The 23,185-nt window shown below is 70.2% G+C and carries 22 protein-coding genes and 1 pseudogene; 7 read left to right on the forward strand and 16 right to left on the reverse strand.

Features of this window, described 5'->3' with window-relative positions; all coding sequences use genetic code 11:
- The coding region (locus tag BUB97_RS23900; RefSeq protein WP_175562731.1) for a transposase at positions 1–221 on the forward strand (221 nt) is incomplete at its 5' end.
- Positions 222–422: 201 nt separating this feature from the next.
- On the opposite strand, the gene phaR is transcribed toward BUB97_RS23900, so the two are convergent.
- The gene (gene phaR / locus BUB97_RS23905; RefSeq protein ID WP_073140019.1) at positions 423–1,046 is read right to left on the reverse strand and encodes a polyhydroxyalkanoate synthesis repressor PhaR; all 624 of its coding nucleotides are present in this window, start codon (positions 1,044–1,046) and stop codon (positions 423–425) included.
- A gap of 557 nt (positions 1,047–1,603) precedes the next feature.
- On the opposite strand from phaR, the gene BUB97_RS23910 reads away from it, so the two are divergent.
- Positions 1,604–2,869 (forward strand): alpha/beta fold hydrolase, encoded by a 1,266-nt coding sequence (locus BUB97_RS23910; RefSeq protein WP_073140022.1) that lies wholly within the window; start codon positions 1,604–1,606, stop codon positions 2,867–2,869.
- Between the two features lie 248 nt (positions 2,870–3,117).
- Here BUB97_RS23910 and BUB97_RS23915 read toward each other — a convergent pair whose 3' ends face one another.
- The gene (locus BUB97_RS23915; protein ID WP_073140025.1) at positions 3,118–3,804 is read right to left on the reverse strand and encodes a class I SAM-dependent methyltransferase; all 687 of its coding nucleotides are present in this window, start codon (positions 3,802–3,804) and stop codon (positions 3,118–3,120) included.
- Between the two features lie 105 nt (positions 3,805–3,909).
- On the opposite strand from BUB97_RS23915, the gene BUB97_RS23920 reads away from it, so the two are divergent.
- The gene (locus BUB97_RS23920) at positions 3,910–4,698 is read left to right on the forward strand and encodes an enoyl-CoA hydratase (protein WP_073140028.1); all 789 of its coding nucleotides are present in this window, start codon (positions 3,910–3,912) and stop codon (positions 4,696–4,698) included.
- Between the two features lie 91 nt (positions 4,699–4,789).
- On the opposite strand, the gene rpsO is transcribed toward BUB97_RS23920, so the two are convergent.
- The 3 genes from rpsO to BUB97_RS23935 form a co-directional block, all read right to left on the reverse strand.
- Positions 4,790–5,062, reverse strand: a complete 273-nt coding sequence (gene rpsO / locus BUB97_RS23925; RefSeq protein WP_073140032.1) for a 30S ribosomal protein S15 — start codon at positions 5,060–5,062, stop codon at positions 4,790–4,792.
- Positions 5,063–5,084: 22 nt separating this feature from the next.
- Positions 5,085–6,053 (reverse strand): tRNA pseudouridine(55) synthase TruB, encoded by a 969-nt coding sequence (truB, locus tag BUB97_RS23930; protein WP_073140035.1) that lies wholly within the window; start codon positions 6,051–6,053, stop codon positions 5,085–5,087.
- 402 nt (positions 6,054–6,455) lie between these two features.
- On the reverse strand, positions 6,456–7,373 hold the full coding sequence (locus tag BUB97_RS23935; protein WP_086062521.1) for a LysR family transcriptional regulator: 918 nt from the start codon (positions 7,371–7,373) through the stop codon (positions 6,456–6,458).
- A gap of 89 nt (positions 7,374–7,462) precedes the next feature.
- Here BUB97_RS23935 and pcaH point away from each other — a divergent pair, with 89 nt between their 5' ends.
- Both pcaH and pcaG read left to right on the forward strand, forming a co-directional pair.
- The gene (pcaH, locus tag BUB97_RS23940; protein ID WP_073140041.1) at positions 7,463–8,248 is read left to right on the forward strand and encodes a protocatechuate 3,4-dioxygenase subunit beta; all 786 of its coding nucleotides are present in this window, start codon (positions 7,463–7,465) and stop codon (positions 8,246–8,248) included.
- Between the two features lie 3 nt (positions 8,249–8,251).
- A complete protein-coding gene (pcaG, locus tag BUB97_RS23945; RefSeq protein ID WP_073140044.1) occupies positions 8,252–8,833 on the forward strand; it encodes a protocatechuate 3,4-dioxygenase subunit alpha in 582 nt (193 codons plus the stop codon).
- A gap of 290 nt (positions 8,834–9,123) precedes the next feature.
- On the opposite strand, the gene BUB97_RS23950 is transcribed toward pcaG, so the two are convergent.
- The 11 genes and pseudogenes from BUB97_RS23950 to BUB97_RS23995 form a co-directional block, all read right to left on the reverse strand.
- Positions 9,124–10,152, reverse strand: a complete 1,029-nt coding sequence (locus BUB97_RS23950) for an apurinic/apyrimidinic endonuclease family protein (RefSeq protein WP_073140047.1) — start codon at positions 10,150–10,152, stop codon at positions 9,124–9,126.
- Between the two features lie 83 nt (positions 10,153–10,235).
- Complete coding sequence (locus tag BUB97_RS23955; protein ID WP_073140069.1) at positions 10,236–10,604, reverse strand: acyl-CoA thioesterase; 369 nt, start codon at positions 10,602–10,604, stop codon at positions 10,236–10,238.
- Between the two features lie 23 nt (positions 10,605–10,627).
- Positions 10,628–11,083 (reverse strand): 30S ribosome-binding factor RbfA, encoded by a 456-nt coding sequence (gene rbfA / locus BUB97_RS23960; RefSeq protein ID WP_073140072.1) that lies wholly within the window; start codon positions 11,081–11,083, stop codon positions 10,628–10,630.
- A gap of 85 nt (positions 11,084–11,168) precedes the next feature.
- Complete coding sequence (infB, locus tag BUB97_RS27415; RefSeq protein WP_456306347.1) at positions 11,169–14,105, reverse strand: translation initiation factor IF-2; 2,937 nt, start codon at positions 14,103–14,105, stop codon at positions 11,169–11,171.
- A gap of 213 nt (positions 14,106–14,318) precedes the next feature.
- Positions 14,319–14,465, reverse strand: a pseudogene (locus BUB97_RS27510) (translation initiation factor IF-2 associated domain-containing protein); the annotation flags it as partial.
- Positions 14,466–14,692: 227 nt separating this feature from the next.
- Positions 14,693–15,637 (reverse strand): RNA-binding protein, encoded by a 945-nt coding sequence (locus tag BUB97_RS27105; protein WP_086062522.1) that lies wholly within the window; start codon positions 15,635–15,637, stop codon positions 14,693–14,695.
- Between the two features lie 28 nt (positions 15,638–15,665).
- Positions 15,666–17,402, reverse strand: a complete 1,737-nt coding sequence (gene nusA / locus BUB97_RS23975) for a transcription termination factor NusA (RefSeq protein WP_086062523.1) — start codon at positions 17,400–17,402, stop codon at positions 15,666–15,668.
- A gap of 4 nt (positions 17,403–17,406) precedes the next feature.
- Positions 17,407–18,018: a ribosome maturation factor RimP gene (gene rimP, locus BUB97_RS23980; RefSeq protein ID WP_086062524.1), complete on the reverse strand. Its 612-nt coding sequence runs from the start codon at positions 18,016–18,018 to the stop codon at positions 17,407–17,409.
- A gap of 78 nt (positions 18,019–18,096) precedes the next feature.
- Positions 18,097–18,810 carry a tRNA (guanine(46)-N(7))-methyltransferase TrmB gene (gene trmB / locus BUB97_RS23985; RefSeq protein WP_073140056.1) on the reverse strand — a complete coding sequence of 238 codons (714 nt, stop codon included), beginning with the start codon at positions 18,808–18,810 and terminating at the stop codon, positions 18,097–18,099.
- 175 nt (positions 18,811–18,985) lie between these two features.
- Positions 18,986–20,173: a methionine adenosyltransferase gene (gene metK, locus BUB97_RS23990; RefSeq protein ID WP_073140060.1), complete on the reverse strand. Its 1,188-nt coding sequence runs from the start codon at positions 20,171–20,173 to the stop codon at positions 18,986–18,988.
- A 101-nt stretch (positions 20,174–20,274) separates the two neighbouring features.
- Positions 20,275–20,838 (reverse strand): transposase, encoded by a 564-nt coding sequence (locus BUB97_RS23995; protein ID WP_073140063.1) that lies wholly within the window; start codon positions 20,836–20,838, stop codon positions 20,275–20,277.
- A gap of 153 nt (positions 20,839–20,991) precedes the next feature.
- Between BUB97_RS23995 and BUB97_RS24000 the strand changes: the two genes are divergently transcribed.
- Together BUB97_RS24000 and BUB97_RS24005 are read left to right on the forward strand one after the other, a co-directional pair.
- Positions 20,992–22,890, forward strand: a complete 1,899-nt coding sequence (locus tag BUB97_RS24000; RefSeq protein WP_245818441.1) for a DEAD/DEAH box helicase — start codon at positions 20,992–20,994, stop codon at positions 22,888–22,890.
- Between the two features lie 41 nt (positions 22,891–22,931).
- Positions 22,932–23,185, forward strand: a 254-nt coding sequence (locus BUB97_RS24005; protein WP_139281342.1) for a transposase, incomplete at its 3' end; no start/stop codon positions are given.

Here is a 23,185-nt window from a genome sequence, read left to right on the forward strand (position 1 = left end):
AATCGCGACATTCAGCGATCGACGGCCGCACCACCCGGCACGAGAGCCATGCCCTGTCCCAGAAACACCGCAAGCGCATCGAGGAGGCTTTCGGCTGGGCCAAGACCGTCGGCGGCATGGCCCAGACCGTCTATCGTCGCATCGAACGCGTGCGATCCCGCTTCATCCTGACGATGGTCGCCAACAACCTGGCCCGACTGCCCCGGCTGCTGGCAGCATGAAGCCGAAAACCGGCATCCGGCGTCCATGCCGCTCGTAGGAACGGGCCGGACGCGCAAAGCCGCTGGTCCCTCCGACGGGAAAACGCTCCAGAACGCCGAGTAATTCAGCGACCTGCTAAAGGAAGATGATGGTGAGGGGTCCGGGGAGAGGAAGAATTCCTTCTTCCTCTCCCCGGGACAGACCGACAGACCAGAACCCTCTCAGCCAGCCTCGTTCCCGCGCCCCTGCCGCAGCGTCGCCAGCTCCTGCCGAAGCGCCGCGATTTCCTCGCGCATCGACTCCACCTCATCCGCCGGCTCGGCCGAGGCCGGCGCGGTGCCGCCGCGCGGGAAGGGGGAGAACAGCGTCATGGCGCGCTCCAGCATCGCCAGGTTCTGCTTGCCCAGTTCCTCGAAGGGCGCGAAGGCGTTGAAGCCGCCCATGGCCCCGCCCATCGCCTCCTGCGTCGCGCGCCGCATGCCTTCCTGCTGCCGCGCGAAGGCGCCCATGGTCGCCTCGAGGTAGCGGGGCACGACGGATTGCAGGCTGTCGCCATACAGGCCGATGAGCTGGCGCAGGAAGGGAATGGGCAGCAGGTTCTGCCCCTTGCTCTCCTCCTCCACGATGATCTGCGTGAGGACGGACCGCGTGATGTCCTCGCCCGACTTCGCGTCGGAAACGGTGAAGTCCCGCCCCTGGCGCACCATGCCCGCCAGATCCTCCAGCGTGACGTAGGAGGAGGTCTCGGTGTTGTAGAGCCGCCGGTTGGCGTATTTCTTCACCACCACGGGCGGGCGGGCCGTGTTGTCCTGGGTCGGGTCCTGCGGCGCGGCGCGCTCGGCCATGGGTGGTCGTCCTCCTACGGGATAGGGCCCGGTCCGCTTCCCGTTCTTGCGCCCGGGGCGGGTTGCCGCCTTGATGCCGGGCCGGGTTGCGATGCTAGACCCGCCGTGCCGCGCTGCGGAAGCCGCTTCGCGGCGGATGGCCTCCGCCTGCCCCGGAAAGGCTGGCGGAGGTGGCGCGGGTTCGGGGATACCAGCCGGAGAATGCATGAGCGGTTCGGACAACGGCGGGACGGAGACGGGCGAACCCGACCTGGCGCGCCTGGCCGCCGATTGGATCGCCCTCTGGCAGGGCGAGATGGCCGCGATGGCCACCGATCCCGAGCTGATGGCGGGCTGGGCCGCCACCGCCGCCCCCTGGATCCGGGCCTGGACCACGCCGCCCACCCCGGGCCCAGCCGCGCCAGTCTGGCCCTGGTCCCCCCCCCCGCCGCCTGCCGGTCCCCCCACCCCGCCTTGGCCCGCCGCCTTCATGTGGCCGCCCGCGCCCACCCCGCCCTGGTCCCCGGCGCCTCCGCCGCAACCCGCCTGGCCCAAACCGCCACACGAGCCCTCGCCGCATGACCCCCCGCCGCGGCCCGCGCCCCCTGCCAGCGCATCTCACCCTGGCGATGAACCGGGCCTGGCTCGCCCTGGCGGCGATCCCGGGCCCGGCGAACCGGGGCAGCACGCCCTCCACGCCCGGCTCGACGCCCTGGAACGCGAGCTGGCCGGGCTTCGCGCCGCGCTCGGCGAGCGCGCGGGCGGAACGCGACAGGATCCTCCGAAGCCCCGCCGCCGCTGACCCCGCCGCCCTCCGCGCCGCCGTCTGGGAACGGCTATGGCGGGACGACGCGGCGCTGATCCGCGGCATCGCGGCCTACCGTGCCCATCCCTGGCGGCGCGACCTGCCCGACCCGCCGGCCCTCTGGTCCGAAGGCCCCGCCCGCCTGCTGGATTACGGCGGCACCGGCCCGGCGGCGCTCGTCATCCCGTCGCTGATCAACCGCGCCACCGTGCTGGACCTCATGCCCGGCCATTCCATGCTGCGCTGGCTGGCCGCCGAGGGAATCCGCCCCCTGCTGCTGGACTGGGGCACCCCCGGCCCCGCCGAGCGCAACCTGACGCTGACCGACTGGATCGCCGGGCGGCTCGAACGCGCGATCGCGGCTGCGGCCACCACCACCGGCGGCCCGCTCACCCTGGTCGGCTACTGCATGGGCGGGCTGCTCGCCCTCGCCGCCGCCCAGCGCCGGCCGGACCTCGTGCGCGGCCTCGCCCTCCTCGCCACGCCCTGGGACTTCCACGCGGGCGGGCCGGAGCTCGAATCCCGCGCCCGCGGCGCCGCGGCCCTGCTGCCCGGCCTCGAACCCCTGCTGGCGGGCACCGGCGCCCTGCCGGTGGACCTCATCCAACTCCTCTTCGCCGGGTTGGACCCCTTCGGCATCGCCCGGAAGTTCCGCACCTTCGGCCGGCTGGACCCCACCTCCCCCCGCGCCGCGCATTTCGTGGCGCTGGAGGACTGGCTGAACGACGGCATCCCCCTGCCCGCCCCCGTGGCCCGCGAATGCCTGGGCGGCTGGTACGGCGACAACACCCCCGCCCGCGGCGCCTGGCGCATCGCCGGCGCCCCGGTGGACCCCACCGCCTGGCGCGGCCCCTCCTTCCTCGCCATCCCGCGCGGAGACCGCATCGTCCCCCCCGAAAGCGCCCGCGCCCTCGCCACCCGCCTGCCCGCCGCCACCGTGCTGGACGTGCCCGCCGGCCATATCGGCATGGCCGCCGGCATGAAGGCGGAGGCGGTGCTGTGGCGGCCTCTGCGCGATTGGGTGGTGGGGGTGGGGTGATGCGCGCGGAGGGCTCCGCCCTCCACCCGCCAAGGGCCTGAGGCCCTTGGAACCCCGTCTGACTGCCGTGGATACCCCGGACTGAAGGGATCTCTGGTTACAGCGTGTCGATCCTGCCTTTGCAGTCGCCTGAGGTCCTAGACCTCAGGCGCACCGTCAGCCCTGTGATTCCAAACTTGAAGAAAAAGAAGAAGGTGAGGGGTCCGGGGAGAGGAAGAATTCCTTCTTCCTCTCCCCGGGACCGACCGTCAGCCCAGACCCTCCCGCTCCCCCACCAGCAGCACGTTCGGCAGCGGCGTCCCCGCCCAGCAGGGCCGCACGGTGCAGCGGAACCCGGCCGCCTCAAAGCGCGCCACCACCGCGGAAACCGGCATGGGCTCGACCGCCGCCCCGTCCCGCCGCAGGGCCCGCCCGGCCCGTTCCATGGCCATGCCCAGCGCGCTGCGCCAGCCCAGCTCGGGGTCGAACAGCCGCATCACCACCCGCCGCCGGGCCGCCGCCGCCATGCGGTCCAGCACCGGCACCTGCGCGCCGTCGGGAAGCTGGTAGAGGACATCGGCCATCAGCGCCGTGTCCACGGGCGGCAGCGCCGCCTTCGCCAGGTCCGCGCGCTCGAAGCGGGCCGGCAGGCGCCGCGCGGCGGCCTGCGCCTCGGCCACCTTCACCCCGTCGATATCCATGCCCGTGACCTGCGAGGCCCCGCCCGAAACCAGCAGCGCCAGGCCAAGTTGCCCGCGCCCGCAGCCGAGGTCCAGCACATGCCCGAACCCGCCCACCCGCTGCGCGAGGCCGAGGATGGCGGCCGTGGCCGGGTCCCGCTTTAGCTTCGACGGGACGAAGTTGCGCGTGAAGCGCGAGGCGCCGGCATAGCGGTGCGACACATCGGCGATCAGCGCCTCGAGCCCAGGCGCGGCGGGCGGGACGGCATCCGGCATGCGCGCAGCATGGCGGCTCGGTGAAATCGCGGCAATCGGCCGCACCCTCTTTCGCGCCTCCCCGCCCTTGGGCACCCTCCCCCGCCGGAAAAGGGGAAACGATCGATGCCCGAGAACGAGCTGATCCACGAAATGCGCGAGGGCGGCATCCTGCTGACCACCCTCAACCGCCCGCAGGCGATGAACGCCTTCACCTTCGCCATGTATGAGGGCCTAGCCGCCAAGGCCGCCGAGATCGGGCAGGACCCGGCCGTGAAGGCCTGGATCATCACCGGCGGCGGCGCCAAGGCCTTCGCCGCCGGCACCGACATCCAGCAGTTCACCACCTTCACCACCGCCCAGCACGCGCTGGACTACGAGGAGCGGATCGGCCGTGTCCTCTCTGCCATCGAGGACTGCCCCAAGCCGACCATCGCCGCCATCAACGGCGCCTGCACCGGCGGCGGCGCGGGGGTGGCGGGGGTGTGCGACATCCGCATCGCCTCCAGCACCATGCGCTTCGGCGTGCCCATCGCGCGCACCCTGGGCAACACCCTCTCGCTGGGCAACTACGCCCGCTTCTCCGCCCTCCTCGGCCCCGCCCGCCTGCTGGAGCTGATCTTCACCGCCCGGCTGGTGGAGGCCGAGGAGGCGAAGTCGCTAGGGCTGGTGACGGAGGTGCTGCCGGACCAGGAGGCCCTTCTGGCCCGGGCCGAGGCCCTGGCCCGCACCATCGCCGGCCACGCCCCCCTCACCCTCCGCGCCGCCAAGACCACGCTGAAGCGCCTGCGCGAACAGGCCGTCGGGGGCGCGAATGCTGACGACATGGTGGCGCTGACCTTCACCAGCGCGGACTTCAAGGAAGGCGTCGCGGCCTTCCTGGAGAAGCGCAAGCCGGTCTGGCAGGGCCGCTGAAGCCGGGGCAATCGCCGAAGCCGGGAGCCCCGAACGCAAAAGGGCCCCCGGCTCTCGCCGGGGGCCCCTTCGAATGAGAGGCCCGAAGACCTTAGCGGCGCAGGCCGAGGCGCCCGATCAGGCTCTCGTAGCGCTGCTGGTTCTTGCGCTTCACATAGTCCAGCAGGCCGCGGCGCTGGCCGACGAGCACCAGCAGGCCACGCCGGGAGTGGAAGTCCTTCGGGTGGGCCTTCATGTGCTCGGTCAGCGAGGAGATGCGCTCGGAGAGCAGGGCGACCTGCACTTCGGGCGAACCGGTGTCGCCGGGAGCGGTCGCGTATTCCTTGATGAGCGCCTGGCGGCGCTCCGGAGTGATCATCGACATCGGGATGTCCTAAGAGAAGGGTTCAGCGATCGCCGCGGGCGAGCCAGCGTTCGGGGCGGAGAAGCCCCTCCCCCAACCGGCACAATCCCATCAGGCGCTCCCCCGACAGCACGCGGACCAGACCCCCATCGGGGTTGGCCGCCTGCGGAACCCGGCCCATGAACTCGACCAGGGACAATTCCTGGCCGAATGACAGGCGGGCGGCCTCGGCTTCGGTGACGGCCAGTGCCGGGATGTCGTCCAGCGCGGTCGTCACCGGCAACAGAAGCGCCGGCGAAGGGGGCGGGGTATCCTCCGTAACGATCAGCCTGTCCAGCGGAATCGCATTCTCCTCCCGGAAGGGCCCCACCCGCAGCCGCCGCAGCGCCGCGATATGCCCCACCGTGCCCGCCGCCCGCGCCAGGTCCCGCGCCAGCGAACGCATGTACACGCCCTTGCCGCTCTGCACGTGGAAGATGGCCGTGTCGTCGTCCACCCGCTCCACCAGCTCGAAGGCATCCACCCGCGCCGGCCGGGGCTGCAGCTCCACCGCCTGCCCCTCGCGCGCCAGGTCATAGGCGCGCTCGCCATTCACCTTGATGGCGGAATAGATCGGCGGAACCTGCATGATGTCGCCGCGGAAGGCCGGCAGCGCCGCCTCCAGCTGCTCGTTCGTCGGGCGATAGTCGGAGGTGGCGATGGTCTTGCCATCCGCATCGTCCGAATCCCGCTCGTCGCCCATCTTCAGCGTGAAGCGATAGACCTTCGTGCTGTCCATCACATAGGGCACCGCCTTGGTGGCCGCGCCGAAGGCAATGGGCAGGATGCCGGTCGCCAGCGGGTCCAGCGTGCCGCCATGACCCACCTTCTGCGCCTCGAAAGCCCGCTTCAACTTGGTGACCACATCGGTGGAACCCATGCCGCTGGGCTTGTCCACGATCAGCCAGCCATCCAGCGGCCGCCCCTTCGGCTTGCGGTTCTGCCGCCCGCGATGCCCACCCTGCCCTGCCATGCTCGGCCTGCCCTTCGTCGTTCCGGACCAGCGCGAACGCGGTCATCCCATCTCGCCCCGGCCCGCTCGCGCAAGCCGGAAGGGCGCGCGTCTAGCACCGGGGGGCGCGCAACGCCCAGAGGCATCGGCGCGGACGAGGGTTGCGTGGCCTTTGGCGGGTCTGGTTCTGGCGAGGGCTCCGCCCTCCCCCCCCCAAGGGCCTGAGGCCCTTGGAACCCCATCTCACTGCCGTGGATACCCTGATCGAAGGGGTTTCTGCCCCCGGTCCTGCCTTTGCAGTCGCCTCGGGTCGATGACCCGAGGCGCACCATCAGCCGAGTGATTCCAAACGTCTAAAAGAAGATGATGGTCAGGGGTCCGGGGAGAGGAAGAATTCCTTCTTCCTCTCCCCGGGACAGACCGTCACTCCCCCAGCTCCGCCGCCACCTCCATCATCACCCCCCGCAGCCAGGCATGGCGCGGGTCCAGCTGGTCGCGCCGGTGCCAGACGAGGTAGAGCGGCAGCGGCTCCATCGCCCGTGTCCCCGGCCCCAGCGGCACCGGCACGCTCGCAAAGCCCTGCATGGCCGATCGCCGGAGCAGCCCGGGCAGGGTGGCCAGCAGGGTGCTGCCCCGCAGGAAGGCCGCGATATCCGCGAAGCCTGGCACACGCAGCGCGAAGTCCCGCCGCACGCCACGCGCCTCCATCCGCCGGTCGAATTCCAGCGCCCCGCCCTCGGGGTGCACGACGGTCGCGTGGCGGGAGCCCAGATACTCGTCCCGGCTCAGCGGCGGCCCCCGCAGGACGGGGTCGTAGAAGCAGGCGTAGCGGTCGGTCAGCAGGCGCTTCTGGACGATATCCGTGCCCGGCGGCGGCAGCGGCGTGACGAGCAGGTCGCAGCCCCTCGTCCGCAGCAGCTCCGCCGGCGGCGCGCCGGAGGGGATCACCCGCATCTCCAGCGCGGCCACGGCGGATGAGACGCGCGCGAAGAAGGCGGGCAGCAGCAGCCCCTGCTGGAAGTCGTTCGCCGCGACCGTCAGGTTCAGCCGCGCCCGCGCGGGCTCGAACTCCGCCGGCCGCGCCAGCTCCCGCATCCCGTCCAGCACCGCTTGCACCCGGCCCGCCAGGGCGCGCGCATGCGGCGTGGGGGCGATGCCCCGCCCGGCCTGCACGAAAAGCGGGTCGCCCAGCTGCGCGCGCAGGCGGTTCAGCGCGTGGCTGACGGCCGATTGCGTCAGCCCATGCCGCGCCGCCGCGCCGGTGACGGAGCCCTCCTCCAGCACCGTCAGGAACAGCCGCAGCGTGTGCCCGTCCAGCGCCAATGCATCGATGTCGTTCATGGATCGCATGGTAAGCCGCCGCTTCCTTCATGCGAAGCGCGCCGGCATCATCCACCCGGCGCGGGCCAGCCCCGCCGGAGGAAACATCCATGAGCCGTCTCATCGACGTGACCCGGCCCGGCCTCGCCCGGCCCGGCCCTGAACCGGCGGAGCTGCCGCGCGGCGACATCATGCGGCGCGACCGCGGCGCGCACCCGCCCGCCTTCACCCCGGGCTACAAGACCAGCGTGCTGCGCAGCCCGCGCCGCGCCCTCGTCTCCCTCGAACCCGGCCCGGGCGAGAACACCGGCCCCGTCTTCAGGGCCTCGCTCCTCGGCCCGCTCGAGAACGACCTGATCCGCAACTACGCCCGGGACGGCGAGGCGATCGGCGAGCGCATCATCGTCCACGGCAAGGTGCTGGACGAATGCGGCCGCCCCGTGCCGCACACGCTGCTGGAGGTGTGGCAGGCCAATGCCGGCGGCCGCTACCGCCATGTGAACGACACCTACCTCGCCGCGCTGGACCCGAATTTCGGCGGCTGCGGCCGCTGCATGACGGATGCAGAGGGCAACTACTTCTTCCGTACCATCCGCCCCGGCCCCTATCCCTGGCGCAACAACGGCAGCGACTGGCGGCCGGCCCACATCCACTTCTCCCTGTTCGGGGAGGCCTTCGCGCAGCGCCTGGTCAGCCAGCTCTATTTCGAAGGCGACCCGCTCATCCCCCTCTGCCCCATCCTCGGCACCCTGCCCGACGCCGCGGCGCGGGAACGGCTCGTGGCCAGGCTCGACATGGGCCAGTCCGTGCCCTTCGACGCGCTGGCCTACCGCTTCGACATCGTGCTGCGCGGCCGCCGCCAGACCTTCTTCGAGAACAAGCCGGAGGGGCACTGAGCCATGCCCGTGGAATACCTGAAGGAAACCCCGTCCCAGACGGGCGGCCCCTATGTGCATATCGGCCTGCTGCCGGTGGCCGCGGGCCTGGCCTATGGCACGCAGGAACACCCGCACATCCTCACCGGCCCCGGCGAGCGCATCCGGATCGAGGGCGTGGTGATCGACGGCTCCGGCCACCCCGTGCGGGACGCGCTGGTGGAGCTCTGGCAGGCCGATTCCGAGGGCCGCCACAATGCCGGCGACTTCCTCGGCTGGGGCCGCGCCGGCGCCGCCTTCGAAACCGGCGAATGGTTCTTCGAAACCATCCGCCCCGGCGTCACCCCCTGGCGCGACGGCCGCCCCCAGGCGCGCCATGTGAGCCTCCTCATCTTCGCGCGCGGCATCAACATCCACCTGCACACGCGCCTCTACTTCCCCGAGGACGAGGCAGCACTGGAAGCGGACCCGGTGCTGCGCAGCATCGAACAGGCCGGCCGCCGCCCCACCCTCATCGCCACCCGGCTGGAGGGCACGCCCATCCCGACCTACCGGCTGGTGATCCGGCTGCAGGGGGATGAGGAAACGGTGTTCTTCGATATGTGAGCTGCTCCCGGGAGGCGCTGCCTCCCGGACCCCTGGGCGAAAGCTCCGCTTTCGCCCGTGCCGGGGTGGCAGCGGCCACCCCGGACCCCGCGTTCAGCCTGCCGGGGATTCCCTGATCACTGTCGCGCCGCAGGCATTTTTGGGGGCACGGGCTGCGTTGTCAGTCGCCTGAGGTCATAGACCTCAGGCGCACCTCCAGCCCCGCATTCCACGGCAGTCTTCCAAAAGAAGATGAGGGAGGGTCCGGGAGGGAGAATTCCTTCTCCCTCCCGGGGGCCACAAGCGCCCCATCACCCCACCGGAAAGCACACCCGCGCGAACGCCTCCGTCGCCAGGTTCTTCTCCTTCGCCTCCACCTCGATATCCGCCCAGGCCAGGTGCCGCGCCGCCCAGGCGGCATGGGGCCGGTTCCACAGCCGCGCCGAATGGGCCCGCAGGTCCCGCGCCGAGGCCCCCGCCGCGATCAGCGCCGCGCGGTCCGGCAGCACCTCCGGGTCCTGTCCCGGCACGAGGTCCGGCTTCGGGGCGCTGATATGGATGACGGGCCGCACCCCGCGCCAGGAGGCCTGGATCGGCGCGATGCGCGGGTCGTCCGGCTCCATGTACTCCCCGGTCACCACCCAGTGGTGGTGGAGGTCGAGGACGATGGGCAGGTCCTCCGCCAGGGGCAGCAGGTCCTCCACCCCATAGGCGGTTTCCTCGTTCTCCACCGTCAGCAGCCCCCGCGCATCCGCGGAGAGCAGGGGCAGCGCCGCGCGGAAGCCCTCGATCCCGGCCGCGCGCCCGCCGGCATGCACGTTGATATGCGCGCCCTGGGGGTGCCAGCCCCCGGCATGGCCGAGATAGCGCATGACATCCGTGTGGTACTCGATATCGGCCACCGCCGCGGCGCGGGTGCTGTCCCGCTCGGTCGCCAGCACCGTGTACTGGCCGGGATGCATCGAAAGCCGCACCCCGCCCTGCCGCGCCACCTCGCCGGCCGGCTTGAGGCTGCTCTCCACGGTCCGGCGCAGGGCCGGGTCGTCATAGAGCGGCCGGATGTCCGGGTGGCTGTAGGCGGGCAGGATGTTGCTGACCATGCGCATGGCCCGCTGGCCCGGCGGCAAGCGCGCCGTGCGGGCGATCTGTGCGAGCAACGTGTCCCCGTTGACGCGCACCAGCCCGATCAGCTTCTCGATCGCCGCCTTCGGCTCCAGCTTCCGCAGGGCGGTGACGGTGGTGTCCCGCAGGTTCAGCGCGGCCTGCTCCTTGGCGGGCAGGGAGGGGTCGAGCCACTGGCAAACCCAGGCGATCCTCGGGGGGGTGCGGGCGGTATCCATGGAACTCCGAACGAGAAAGGCCCCGGGAGGGATGTCCCCCGGGGCCTTCACCTTTGGCGATCCTGCCGTTCCGCAAGGCCGAACTAGCTGCCCTCGGCCGGCACCGGGCGCGGGCGCCCCACCTCATCCAGCGCGACGAAGGTGAAGGCGGCCTCCGTCACCCGCTCCCGCAGGTCCGAATGCCGCTCCCGCCGCCAGGCTTCCACCTGGATCCGCAGCGAGGTGCGGCCGACCGAGAGGATGCGGGCATAGAGGCTCACCTCATCCCCCACATGCACCGGGCGGTGGAAGGTCATCGCCTCCACCGCCACGGTCGCGCAGCGGCCGCGCGCCCGGCGGGAGGCAGCATTGCCCGCCGCCAGGTCCATCTGCGCCATCAGCCATCCGCCAAAGATGTCGCCCGCCGGGTTGGTGTCGTGCGGCATGGCGATGGTGCGGATCATCGGCGCCATCTCGGGCGGCTGGGGGTGGTTGGTCACGTCCCTTCGCGGTCCTCGTCCCGATCCTCGTTCGGCCCCTCGGCCTCCTCGCCCTCCGGGCGCTGCCCCAGGTCGCGCGCCACCTCCGGGCGGCGCATCAGCGCGTCGATATGCATGGCATGGTCGAGCGCCGTATCGGCCTGGAAGTGCAGCTCCGGGGCGAACTTCAGACGCACGCTGCGTGCCACCTGCCGGCGCAGGTCCGGCTGGTTGTCCTTCAGCAGGCGAAGCAGCGCCTTGTCCGCCGTCTGCCCAAGGCGGGAGACGAAGACCGTCATGTGCTTCAGGTCGGGGGAGGCGCGCACCTCCGTCACCGTCACCCGCGCATCCGCGAGGTCGGGGTCGCGCACGTCGCCGCGTGCGAGCACGGCGGAGAGCGCGTGCCGCACCTCCTCGGCCACGCGCAGCATGCGCTGGGAGGGGGCGTTGGTCGCGGTGGTGTGCTTTGGCATGGAAAGAGCCCTGAAAAGCAGCCGCCGCGCCGCGGTGTGAACCGGGCGCGGCGGCATCGTCAAACCGGGAGAGAGGAGGGGCGGATCAGACCGCCGCCACCGTCTCCGTCTCGTAGCACTCGATCTGATCGCCGACGCGGATGTCGTTGTAGTTATGGAAGGACATGCCGCACTCGTAGCCGTTGGCGACCTCCTTCACGTCATCCTTGAAGCGACGCAGCGTCGAGAGCGTGCCCTGGTGGATCACGACGCCGTCGCGCAGCAGGCGCACGCCGGCACCCCGCTTCACGACACCCTCAGTCACGCGGGTACCGGCGATGTTGCCGAGGCGCTTGACCTCGAACACCTGCAGGATCTGCGCGTAGCCCAGGAACTTCTCGCGCTGGATCGGGGCGAGCTTGCCGCGCACCAGCTTCTCGATGTCGTCGGCCACCTCGTAGATGATCGAGTAGTAGCGGATCTCGACACCGTCGCGGTTCGCCATCTCGCGCGCCTGGGTGGTGGCCCGGACGTTGAAGGCGATGACCACGGCGTTGGAAGCCTTGGCGAGCTGGATGTCGCTCTCGGTGATCTGGCCGACCGCCGAGTGCAGCACGCGCACCTTGACCTCGTCGCGCGAGAGCTTGCCGAGGGTGACGCCGAGCGCCTCCGCCGAGCCCTGCACGTCCGCCTTGACGACGACGGCCACCTCCTTCTGCTCACCCGCCTGGATGCGGGCCAGCATGTCGTTCAGCGTGCCGCGCGCCGCACCCGCCGCGGCGGCCTGCTTCTCGCGCGCCTTGCGCTGACGGAACTCGGTGATCTCGCGCGCCCGGGTCTCGTCCTCGACCGCGACGAAGGTCTCGCCGGCCGAAGGAACGCCCGTCAGGCCCAGGATCTCCACCGGCTCCGACGGCTCGGCACCCGTGAGCGGGATGCCCATGTCGTCGATGATCGCGCGCACCCGGCCCCATTCGGCGCCGGCCACCACGATGTCGCCCTGGTTGAGCGTGCCCTTCTGGACGAGGACGGTCGCGACCGGACCACGCCCCTTGTCGAGCTTGCTCTCGATCACCGTGCCCTCGGCCGCCCGGTTCGGGTTGGCCTTCAGGTCCAGGATCTCGGCCTGGAGGATGATCGCCTCCAGCAGCTTGTCGAGATTCGTGCCCTTCAGCGCGGAGACCTGGATCTCCTGCACGTCGCCGCCCAGGGATTCCACCACCACCTCGTGCTGCAGCAGCTCCTGCCGCACGCGGTCGAGGTTCACCCCCGGCTTGTCGATCTTGTTGACGGCCACGATCATCGGCACCTGCGCCGCCTGGGCGTGCTTGATGGCCTCCACGGTCTGCGGCATCACGCCGTCATCCGCGGCCACCACCAGCACCACCATGTCCGTCACCGAGGCACCGCGGGCGCGCATGGCCGTGAAGGCCTCGTGGCCCGGGGTGTCGATGAAGGTCACGCGGTCGCCCGACGGGATCTGGATCATGTAGGCGCCGATATGCTGGGTGATGCCACCCGCCTCGCGGCCCGCCACATCCGTCTTCCGCAGCGCGTCCAGCAGGCTGGTCTTGCCGTGGTCGACATGGCCCATGATGGTGACGACGGGCGGACGCGGCTCGAGGTTCTCCTCGGTGTCCACCTCGCCCTCGAGGCCCTGCTCCACATCGGCTTCCGAAACGCGGCGCACGCGGTGACCGAACTCGGTCGCCACCAGCTCCGCCGTGTCGGCGTCGATGGACTGGGTGATGGTGGCCATCACGCCCATGCGGAACAGCGCCTTCACCACCTCGCCGGCGCGGGCCGCCATACGGTTGGCCAGCTCCTGCACGGTGATGACGTCGGGGATGATCACGTCGCGGACGACGCGCTCCTGGCCCGAACGCAGCCGGGCCAGCTCCGCCTGGCGCCGCTCACGCTCACGCGCGCGGCGGACGGAGGCGAGCGAACGCCCACGGTCGTCATCACCCTCGATCGCCGCCTGCACGTCGATGCGGCCTTCGCGCTTCCGGTCGGCCGGGTTCATGCCCTTCTTGGCGGGCGTGGGAACCGGCTTGCGGGCCGCGGCCGCGGGCGCACCGCCGAGGCGGCGCGGCGGGGCGCGGCGCCCCTCCTCCTCCATCCCCGGAACAGGCGCGTCGCCCGGCCCGCGCGGACGCAGGGAGAGCTTGCCGGCGGCACCGCCGCCAGCGGGAATGTTGCTCGGCACCGGGCCGGGACGGCGCGCGGCCAGCGGAGCGCCGGCGCCGCCGCCATAGCCACCCGGGCCACCGGCACGCGGGCCGAAGCCGCCAGGGCCGGAGGGACGCGGGGCATAGCCGCCCCGATCCCCGCCGCGGTCGCCACCACGATCCCCACCGGGGCCACCGGCCGGGCGCGGCGCATAGCCACGATCCCCACCCGGGCCGGCCGGGCGCGGGGCATAACCACCACGGTCACCGCCACGGTCCCCGGCAGGGGCGCCGGTGCGCATCACATAGCCACGGTCGCCACCGCCCGCGCCGCCGGGCGGGCGGGGGGCATAGCCGCCGCGGTCCCCACCGGGGGCCGGGCGCGGGGCATAACCGCCACGGTCGCCACCGGCCGCAGGGCGCGGGGCATAGCCGCCACGGTCGCCGCCACGGTCGGCATAGCCGCCGCGATCGCCACCACGGTCGTCACGGCCGGCATAGCCACCGCGATCGCCACCACGGTCCTGATAGGGCGCGCGGGCCGGCGGGGCGGCGCGGGGCGCCTCCTCGGCCGGGGCCGGGCGCGCGGCCGCAGGAGCGGGACGCTCGGCCGGGCGCGGCGCGGGCGCCGGCTGCTCGGTCCGGGCCTCGGGCGCGGCGGCCGGGGCGGAAGCGGCACGGGACGCCTCCTCGGCGGCACGGCGCGCGGCCTCCTCCTGCTGGCGGCGGGCCTCGGCGGCGCGCTCGGCGGCCTCCTCGGCGGCGCGGCGATCGTCCTCGGCGCGGCGCGCGGCCTCCTCGGCGGCGGAGCGGACCATCAGGGCCTGCTGCTCACGCTCCTGGCGCTGCCGGTCGGCCTCCTGGCGGCGCATCTCCTCCAGCACGCGCAGGCGGTTGGCCTGCTCGCCCTGGGTGAGGGGCCGGCCCGGGGCCGGGGCGGGGCCACCGGCACGCGGGCCACCCGCGCGCTGCGGGCCTCCGGCGCGGGGGCCGCCAGCCTGGGGGCCGGCCGGGCGCGCGGGCGCACCCGGGGCGGCGCCGGCCGGCGCGGGCGCGCCGCCCGGGCCACCGGCCCGCTTCTTCACCACCTCGACCTGCACGGTCTTGCTGCGGCCATGGCTGAAGGACTGGCGCACGCTGCCAGCCTGCTCGGTCTTGCCGAGCTCCATCCGTCCGCCGGGGCGCAGCGAAAGCCGCCCCTTGCCCTGGTCCTGTCCGTTCTCGTCGCTCATCCGTCCGCTCGGGTTCGAGCCTTCCGTATCCAGCTTGCTATCAGCCACACCGATCTCCAACGCACCGATCGGGGCTCTGGCCCCGTGGTGCCGGCCGCCCTGGGCGGCCCATCATCCGTATCGCGCCATGGGGGGCGCGCAGCCCTGGGCCCGTGCCCTGAGGCACGGCCCTTCGGGGCGCCCGGGAATGATCCCCGCGCCCCGTCGCCATCCGGCCGACTAGCGGCTCATCGCTTTTGCGTCACTGGCACGGCCGGCTCCCCTCCGCGCCGAGGGCGCGTTCCCTGCCTGCCGTCCTTCCGGGACGCCGGGCCTCCGGCACCCCGGCGGGGCGCCTCCTTGCGGCCGGGCCCATCCGGGCCGGCCACATGGCTGGTCCCATCCGGGCCAGCCTGGCTGGTCCTGTCCGGGCCAGCCGCTGGGCTGGTCCCGACAGGGCCAGCCCCTTCCGCCTGATGTGGCGATGCGGGGCCGCGGGTGCCAGCCTTCCGGCCCGCATCCCTGCCCTGCCCGCCATCACGCGCCTTCCTGCCGGCCCGTTCCTCGGTCCGCTCGCCGACCGGCTCCTGCGACAGCAGCCCGGCCAGGCGCCCGGCCTCAGCCAGGATGCCCTGGGCCAGACGGCCCGGCGCCACCGCCACATGCACCGCGTGATCGCGACCGAACACCGAACCCAGCTCCGCCGCCCCGAGGACGGAGACGACGGGGACCTCATGGCTCCCCACCAGCCTCGCGCGCTCCGGGGCGCTTCCATCCGACGCCTCGACCAGCAGGGCGGCGCGGCCGGCCTGCAGCCATTCGCGCGCCTGCTGGAAGCCCACCACGGCCTGCCCCGCGCGACGCGCGAGGCCCACCTGGTCCCGGATGCGCCGCCGGAGTCCGCCGAGGATCGTCTCGCGAAGATCGGGGATGGGGTGAACCGGGCCGCGGGCCGCCTTCATGAACATGAAGGCCCCGCGGGACAGGGCGCGTTCTAGCACATCGCCGCGCGCGCTCAACCACATTCCCCGCCCGGGCATGCGCCCGGCGAGGTCCGGCACCAGGACACGGTCCGGGCCGAGCACGAAGCGAACCATCGCCTCCTTCGGAAGGCTCTCCCGCGTCACCACGCAGCGGCGGCGGGGGCCCTTCTCCTCGGGGTCGGGCTGGCCGGGGGCGCCGGCCGCCGTCATCCCGCCTTTCGGGGGCGGAATCTGGGGATCAGGCCCGGGCGTCGCCGTTCTCCTCGCCCTCGTCGGCCGTCGCCTCGCCGGCCTCGGCCTCGTCGGCGGGGCCCGCTTCGGCGTCCCCCTCGGCACCCTCGTCGGCACCCTCGGCCTCGCCCGCCTCGTCCCCGAAGTCACCCTCGGCCTCGGCGGCGGCGGCCGCAGCGGCGGCCTCGGCGGCAGCGGCGGCCTCAGCCTCCGCGCGGGCCTTCTCCTCCTCGCCGAACCAGCCGGCGCGCTGGCGCGCGGCCATGATGATGGCGTTGGCGGTTTCCTCGTCCACGCTGTCCTCGCCGAGGATCTCGACCAGCTCGTCCGAGGCCAGGCCGCCCAGGTCGTCCAGCGTCTTCACGCCCTTCTCGCCCAGGGCCACCATCATGGCGGGGGTGAAGCCGCCGGTCTCGCCGACCGCATCCTCCACGCCCATGGCCCGGCGCTTCTCGTCCAGCTCGCCGTCGCGGCGGTCCAGGCTGGCCTGGGCGCGGCGCTTCAGCTCGGCCGCGACGTTCTCGTCGAAGCCCTCGATGGAGGCGAGTTCCTCGTCATCGACCTCGACGACCTCCTCGAGCGAGGTGAAGCCCTCGGTCACGAGCAGGCCGGCGATCACGTCGTCCACGTCCAGCCCCTCGACGAAGAGCGAGGTGCGCTTGTGGAAGTCGGCCTGGCGGCGCTCGCTTTCCTCGGCCTCGGTCAGGATGTCCACGTCGTAGCGGGTGAGCTGCGAGGCGAGGCGCACGTTCTGGCCACGGCGGCCGATAGCCAGCGAAAGCTGGTCGTCCGGCACCACCACCTCGACCCGGCGGCCTTCGTCGTCCAGCACCACCTTCGTCACCTCGGCCGGGGCCAGGGCGTTCACGATGAAGGTCGGGGGGTCGGAGGACCAGGGAATGATGTCGATCTTCTCGCCCTGCAGCTCGGCCACCACGGCCTGCACGCGGCTGCCGCGCATGCCGACGCAGGCGCCCACGGGGTCGATCGAGCTGTCGCGCGAGATCACCGCCATCTTGGCGCGGCTGCCGGGGTCGCGGGCCACGGCCTTGATCTCGATAATGCCGTCATAGATCTCGGGCACCTCCTGGGCGAAGAGCTTCGCCAGGAACCCCGGATGCGTGCGGGAGAGGAAGATCTGCGGCCCGCGCTGCTCCTCGCGCACGTCGTAGATATAGGCACGCACGCGGTCGCCGTTGCGGAAGGCCTCGCGCGGGATCGTCTCGTCCCGCCGCAGCAGCGCCTCGGCGCGGCCGAGATCGACCATGAGGTTGCCGTACTCGGTGCGCTTGACGACGCCGTTGATGATCTCGCCGACGCGGTCCTTGTACTCGTCGAACTGCTTCTTGCGCTCCACCTCGCGCACGCGCTGCACGATCACCTGCTTGGCGGTCTGCGCGGCGATGCGGCCGAAGTCGATCGGCGGCAGCGGGTCGACGATGAACTCGCCGACGGAAATGCCCGGCTTGATCTTCTGCGCGATGCGGACGGGGATCTGCGTCGCCTCGTTCTCGACGGGCTCAGCCTCGACCACCTCGGTCCAGCGGGAGAGGCGCACCTCGCCGTTGCGGCGGTCGATGGTGGCGCGGATGTCCTTCTCCTGGCCGTACTTCGCGCGGCCGGCCTTGGACATGGCCTGCTCCATGGCCTCGAGCACCTCTTCGCGCTCGATCATCTTCTCGCGGGCCACGGCATCCGCGACCTGGAGAAGCTCGGGGCGGGCGATGGCGACGTCCACGGCCATGGTCTCAGTTCCTCTCAGACGGCGGACGCCAGCGCTTCGGGGCCTTGCGGGGGGCCTCCTCGGCTTCGTCCTCAGGTTCGGGCTGGGCGGTGGCCGCGATCAGCTCGTCGGTCAGCACCAGCTTGGCGCGGCGGATGTTGCCGCGGGAAAGGGTGACGTCGCCGCCCTCGTCCAGCTTCAGGCGGACCTCGTTCTCGTCGGCCGCCAGGATGCGGCCGCGGAAGCGGCGGCGTCCCTCCTGCGGGACGATCATCTCCACCGTCGCCACCTGGCCGGCGAAGCGGACCCAGTCCTTGGTGCGGGTGAGCGGGCGGTCGATGCCGGCGGAGGAGACCTCGAGGTTCCAGACGCCGGGGAAGGGATCGTCCACGTCCAGCACGGCGCCGACCGCGTGGCTGATCCTCTCGCAATCCTTGACGCCGATGAGGCTGCCATCGGCGCGGTCCGCCATGACCTGGACGGTCGGGCGTTCCTTGCCCTGGATCTGTACGCGCACGAGCTCATAGCCCATCGCGGCGAGCGCGGGGGTGATGGCAGTGGCGATGCGGGCCTCGAGGCCTTCGTGCTGTGGTGCTTCGTCGCTCAAAAAACAAAAAAGGCGGCCCGTTAAGGCCACCCCCCAAAAAGGCGGATTGTCTTGAGGGCGAGATATAGGCTCTCGGCCCGGCCGGGGCAAGGTTCTTCGGCGGGCGCCTCAGCGCCGCCGCCAGATCCAGTAGCGCGGGTGCCGGCCCTCGCGCAGGGCCTTGGCCTCGTAGCGGGTGCGGGGCCAGTCCGGGGGCGGGGCATCGTGGTGGGCGGCGGGGGTGAAGAGGTCCTGGGCGGCCATCACCTCGTCCACCCAGGCCTGGTAGGTCGGGTCGTCGCTGGCGATGCGCCACTCGGCGCCGGGCTTCAGCTTGGCGGCCAGGAGGGGCAGGAGGGCCGGGTGCACGAAGCGGCGCTTGGCGTGGCGGGCCTTGGGCCAGGGGTCGGGGAACATCAGGAACAGGCGGTCGAGGGCTGCATCCGGCAGGGCCTGCAGGAGGTGGCGCGCGTCCTTCGGCCAGAGGCGGAGGTTGGCGGGCAGGGGGGCGGTGGCTTCCTCTCCCTCGGGGACGAGGTGGGTGAGGAGGGAGCAGAGGCCGTTCTCGAAGACCTCGGAGGCGATGAGGGCGGTGGCGGGGTTGCGGCGGGCGAGTTCGAGGGCGTGCTCGCCGCCGCCGAAGCCGACCTCAAGCCAGAGGGCCTCCGCTTCCAGGGGGAAGGAGGCGCGGGGGGCTTCGGGGGTGGCGAGGGTGATGCGGGGGAGGGTGAGGTCGAGGAGGCGCTGCTGGCGGGGGCGGAGGGGGTGGCCGCGACGGCGGCCGTAGAGGCGGTCCGGGATGCCTTCGGCGGGGGGCGAGGGGCGGGTGGTGTCGTAGGCCATGAGCGTGGTGCCTGATGGGGGAAGGGCCGCCACGCAGGGGGTGCGGGGCGGCCCTTTCGGTCGTTTTAGGAGATCACGCTCTTCACGGCCCTGGGGGAGGCCGGCCAGGCGTGGGGGCGCCTGACGAGGTGAACACTAGGTAAATGAGAACAAAACGTCAACGCGATTCGGGGCTTCAGCGGCCAAAGGCGCGCTTCAGCTCGGCCGCGAGGTCGGTGCGTTCCCAGGTGAAGGTGCCCTTTTCCGCGTCCGGCGTGCGGCCGAAATGGCCGTAGCTGGAGGTGGGGACGTAGATGGGGCGGTTGAGGTGCAGGTGCTCGCGGATGCCGCGGGGGGAGAGGTTCACCAGGTCGCTGATGACCTTCACCAGCTTCGTCTCGTCCACGTCGTGGCCGGTGCCGTGGAGGTCGAAGTAGATGGAGAGGGGCTTGGCGACGCCGATGGCGTAGGAGACCTGCATGGTGCAGCGGTCGGCCAGGCCGGCGGCGACGACGTTCTTGGCGACGTAGCGGGCGGCGTAGGCGGCGGAGCGGTCGACCTTCGTGGGGTCCTTGCCGGAGAAGGCGCCGCCGCCGTGGGGGGCGGCACCGCCGTAGGTGTCCACGATGATCTTGCGGCCGGTGAGGCCGCAGTCACCGTCCGGGCCGCCGATGACGAAGGTGCCGGTGGGGTTGACGTAGATTTCGTCGGCGGAGGGCATCCAGCCGGGGGGGAGGGAGGTTTCGATGAAGGGGAGGACGAGGGCCTTCACGTCCTCCTGGGTCATGCCTTCCTCATGCTGGGTGGAGACGACGACGCTGGTGGCGCCGACGGGCTTGCCGTCCACATAGCGGAGGGTGACCTGGGACTTGGCGTCGGGGAGGAGGCCCTTGGCGGAGATGTCCTGGTTGCGGCGGGCCTCGCTGATCCGGCGGAGGATCAGGTGGGAGTAGTAGAGGGGGGCCGGCATGAGGTCCGGCGTTTCGCGGCAGGCGTAGCCGAACATGATGCCCTGGTCGCCGGCGCCTTCGTCCTTGTTGCCGGCGGCGTCGACGCCCTGGGCGATGTGGGCGGACTGGGCGTGGAGGTGGCATTCCACATGGGCGTTGCGCCAGGAGAAGCCTTCCTGGTCGTAGCCGATGTCGCGCACGGCCATGCGGGCGGCGTGCATCAGGAGGTCGGCCGTGATGTCACCGGGGCCGCGGGTTTCGCCGGCGATGACGATGCGGTTGGTGGTGACCAGGGTTTCGCACGCGACGCGCGCGTAGGGATCTGCTTCCAGGAAGGTGTCGAGCACCGTATCGGAAATGCGGTCCGCCACCTTGTCGGGGTGGCCCTCGGAGACGGATTCCGAGGTGAACAGGTACTCGCCCTTGTCGCGCATGGCGTGATTCGGCCTCTTGTCGCGTGGATGGAAGCCGAACTCCGGGGTTCCGGGCGGCGCGGTGGTTTCGCAGGGGCGAGATGGGGGGTCAAGAAGGCGGTTCATTGCGGGACCAGGCAGGCTGGTATGCGGCGGCGGCCGCCGGCGGTGCGGAGAAGGGCGCGGCAGGTGCGGAGGAAGGGGATTTGCCGCCGGGTGAGCGGGCCGCGCAGCAGGGTGTGGATGGCGCGGAGGACGAGTTCGGACAAATCGGGGTTGGGGAGCATCCAGGAGGGGCCTGGCAGGGCGTTCCGCATGCCGAGGCGGCGGGCGAGGGTGAGGACGGGGATGCCGAGGAGGCGGTAGCTGCGGCGGTGGGCGGCGGCCACCCAATCGGCCACCGCTTTCAGCGCGCGGGGGGCGCGGCGCCGGGCGACGAGGCGGAGGAGGCGGGACCAGACGCCCGCATGGGCCCAGCGGCGGTACTGGCGGTGCAGGGTATCGGTGCGGGCCGCGGCGCTGCGGAAGTGGCGCCAGGGGAGGGTTGTGGTGACGGCCTGGAAGATGGCGTCCAGCCGGGCGCGGGGGTTTTCGAGCGGGCGACCGGCGCCGGTGAGGGGGAGGTGGGGGGCGAGGGCTTCCCATTCGGCGTCGGAGAGGGGGGACCAGGGGCGGGAGTGGGGCATGGGGGGCAGCTCCCTACAAGTCACCTCCCGACGTTATAGGACTGAAGTCGTACTGTCAAGGAAAAATCCCGCATACTGTCCTAACTACCTGCCATGTGCGAACTCTTGCCCCGAATCGCCGTCCGGAACGAACATGTAGATTAATTTGCGCTGGTGGGTTCAGAGGCGAGCGCTGCTGTTCAGCATGAACTCGGGAGGGAAGATTTGTCTTACTTCGCTCGAAATTACTCAGCACTTACCTTTCCTCTCGAGGTCGAGGGTCGCCCAGGATTTCGAGATGCGCAGCGCGGAGCATTATTCGCGATAGGCTCTCACTTCACCAGAAGATCGGACCCTGCGATTATAACCATGCCCACGGGATCGGGGAAAACTGCTGTTCTCCAAGGGTCTGGGTTTTTGCTCCGAGCCTCCAGAGTGCTCGTCATCACTCCGAGCCGGTTAGTGCGCGAGCAGATCGCCGACGACTTCAAGAACGTTGGAGTTTTGAAGAGACTACGCGCACTGCCCTTTGACATCGGAAATCCTGCGGTCATGGCCACCTCCGGCAAGGTTAGAGATGCCAAGGACTGGGACCAGATGCGAAAGTTCGACGTTGTTGTCGCGACCGTTCAAAGCGTGAGTCCTCATCTTAAGGACGTTCCAGCTCCTCCTCCAGACCTGTTCGACTTGGTCCTTGTGGATGAGGCGCATCATAGCCCAGCGGCAACCTGGTCCATGCTGCTAGACGTCTTCCCCGCGGCGAAGAAAGTCCTATTTACAGCGACACCGTTCAGGCGAGACGATAAAGAAATAAAGGGGAAGTTTATCTACACTTATGATTTGCGAACAGCCTATGAGGACGGCGTATTTGGGCACATTGACTATGTTCCGGTTGAAGTTGCCGACGAGAATGATGTCACCGCAGCTGATGTGGCTGTCGCAAAAGCCGCCGAAGCAAAGTTAAACTTAGATAGAGAGGGCGGTCAATCACATCTTCTTATGGTGCGGACTGACAGCAAAGCCAGAGCCTCGGAGTTAGAAAAAATCTATAGTGAAAATACGCAACTTAAGTTGCGTGTTGTGCACGGCAGTCATTCGCTGAGGTACTCAAGGCAAGCTATATCAGACTTGGAGAATGATCAGCTCGATGGCATCATTTGCGTTAACATGCTCGGCGAAGGATTTGATATGCCTCGCCTGAAGGTAGCAGCCGTTCATGCACCTCATCGTTCACTTGCGGTTACATTACAGTTCATTGGAAGATTTGCCAGAACAAGCGGAAAGAATTTAGGGGCGGCAACATTTCTTGCCACTCGTAAAGATATAAAGCTCGAAGCCGAAAAATTATATAGCGCAGGGGCAGTATGGTCTGAAATAGTCCCAAATCTTAGTCAAACTCGGCTGGAACGAGAGGTCCACACGCGAGAAACACTGGATTCGTTCGCTCTCCAAGATCTAACAGTTCCGGCCCTCTCCGACTTGTCTCTATACACGCTCTTTCCCTACGCTCACGTAAAAGTATTTCGCCTCAGAGAGCCATTCGACATCCGGACTACGCCTGTTTTCGGATCGGATCGCGATCAAGTATATGGCTCGGTTAGCGAAGCCACAAACTCGGCTATCTACATCACACGAAAGGCTGGTACTGTTGCTTGGTCCTTAGATGACAGGCTGATGGACATCAGGTTTGATATCTTTATTTTCTACTACAATCCAGAAACGAATCTTTTATTCGTCTGCGCATCGAAAAGGGTAGACGGTCTGTACCAGAGAAAAGTGCGAGACATGGTAGGGTATGACGCGCGGCTTCTAGGATTGTCCGCCCTCAACAAAGCCCTGAACGAACTTGAGGGTGCCAAGTTTTACAACGTGGGAATGAGAAATCGACATCATTCTAGTTTGACAGAGTCCTATCGCATGATAACGGGCTCACGCGCAGACGAAGCGATTAGACCAGAAGATGCGCGACTCTTCCATCGGGGGCACTGCTTTGGAAGCGCGAAAGACAAAGGCGTCGATATCACAATCGGCCTTAGCAGGTTGCTGAAGAAGTCGGCCCTCGACGCGATTTGAGGAACATGATTCACCTCCGCAGGGCAACCGCGGGGTTGATGATGCGGGGGACGGACGAGACGAGCGGGTCGCTGTTCAGCTACGTCGATCTTGAGGCGCGCATCCCGGCGCGGCATCCCCTGCGCAAGATCCGGCAGGTGGTGAACGAGGCGCTGGCCAGCCTGGATGCCGATTTCGAGGTGCTTTACACCGACTTCGGCCGCCCCTCGATTGCGCCCGAGCGGCTGATCCGAGCGAGCCTGATCCAGATCCTGTTCTCGGTCCGCTCCGAGCGGCAGCTGATGGAGCAGATGCA

Origin of the sequence: Muricoccus roseus, from assembly GCF_900141905.1 — a bacterium.
GTDB lineage: Bacteria > Pseudomonadota > Alphaproteobacteria > Acetobacterales > Acetobacteraceae > Roseomonas > Roseomonas rosea.

What these genes read in the sequence shown, in the direction of transcription:
- phaR (WP_073140019.1), bottom strand. Translation starts at nt 1,046, where the DNA reads ATGGCCGAGCGCGCCGCGCCGCAGGACCCGACCCAGGACAACACGGCC.
- BUB97_RS23910 (WP_073140022.1), top strand. Translation starts at nt 1,604, where the DNA reads ATGACCCCCCGCCGCGGCCCGCGCCCCCTGCCAGCGCATCTCACCCTG.
- BUB97_RS23915 (WP_073140025.1), bottom strand. Translation starts at nt 3,804, where the DNA reads ATGCCGGATGCCGTCCCGCCCGCCGCGCCTGGGCTCGAGGCGCTGATC.
- BUB97_RS23920 (WP_073140028.1), top strand. Translation starts at nt 3,910, where the DNA reads ATGCCCGAGAACGAGCTGATCCACGAAATGCGCGAGGGCGGCATCCTG.
- rpsO (WP_073140032.1), bottom strand. Translation starts at nt 5,062, where the DNA reads ATGTCGATGATCACTCCGGAGCGCCGCCAGGCGCTCATCAAGGAATAC.
- truB (WP_073140035.1), bottom strand. Translation starts at nt 6,053, where the DNA reads ATGGCAGGGCAGGGTGGGCATCGCGGGCGGCAGAACCGCAAGCCGAAG.
- BUB97_RS23935 (WP_086062521.1), bottom strand. Translation starts at nt 7,373, where the DNA reads ATGAACGACATCGATGCATTGGCGCTGGACGGGCACACGCTGCGGCTG.
- pcaH (WP_073140041.1), top strand. Translation starts at nt 7,463, where the DNA reads ATGAGCCGTCTCATCGACGTGACCCGGCCCGGCCTCGCCCGGCCCGGC.
- pcaG (WP_073140044.1), top strand. Translation starts at nt 8,252, where the DNA reads ATGCCCGTGGAATACCTGAAGGAAACCCCGTCCCAGACGGGCGGCCCC.
- BUB97_RS23950 (WP_073140047.1), bottom strand. Translation starts at nt 10,152, where the DNA reads ATGGATACCGCCCGCACCCCCCCGAGGATCGCCTGGGTTTGCCAGTGG.
- BUB97_RS23955 (WP_073140069.1), bottom strand. Translation starts at nt 10,604, where the DNA reads ATGGCGCCGATGATCCGCACCATCGCCATGCCGCACGACACCAACCCG.
- rbfA (WP_073140072.1), bottom strand. Translation starts at nt 11,083, where the DNA reads ATGCCAAAGCACACCACCGCGACCAACGCCCCCTCCCAGCGCATGCTG.
- infB (WP_456306347.1), bottom strand. Translation starts at nt 14,105, where the DNA reads ATGCGCCGCCAGGAGGCCGACCGGCAGCGCCAGGAGCGTGAGCAGCAG.
- BUB97_RS27105 (WP_086062522.1), bottom strand. Translation starts at nt 15,637, where the DNA reads ATGACGGCGGCCGGCGCCCCCGGCCAGCCCGACCCCGAGGAGAAGGGC.
- nusA (WP_086062523.1), bottom strand. Translation starts at nt 17,402, where the DNA reads ATGGCCGTGGACGTCGCCATCGCCCGCCCCGAGCTTCTCCAGGTCGCG.
- trmB (WP_073140056.1), bottom strand. Translation starts at nt 18,810, where the DNA reads ATGGCCTACGACACCACCCGCCCCTCGCCCCCCGCCGAAGGCATCCCG.
- metK (WP_073140060.1), bottom strand. Translation starts at nt 20,173, where the DNA reads ATGCGCGACAAGGGCGAGTACCTGTTCACCTCGGAATCCGTCTCCGAG.
- BUB97_RS23995 (WP_073140063.1), bottom strand. Translation starts at nt 20,838, where the DNA reads ATGCCCCACTCCCGCCCCTGGTCCCCCCTCTCCGACGCCGAATGGGAA.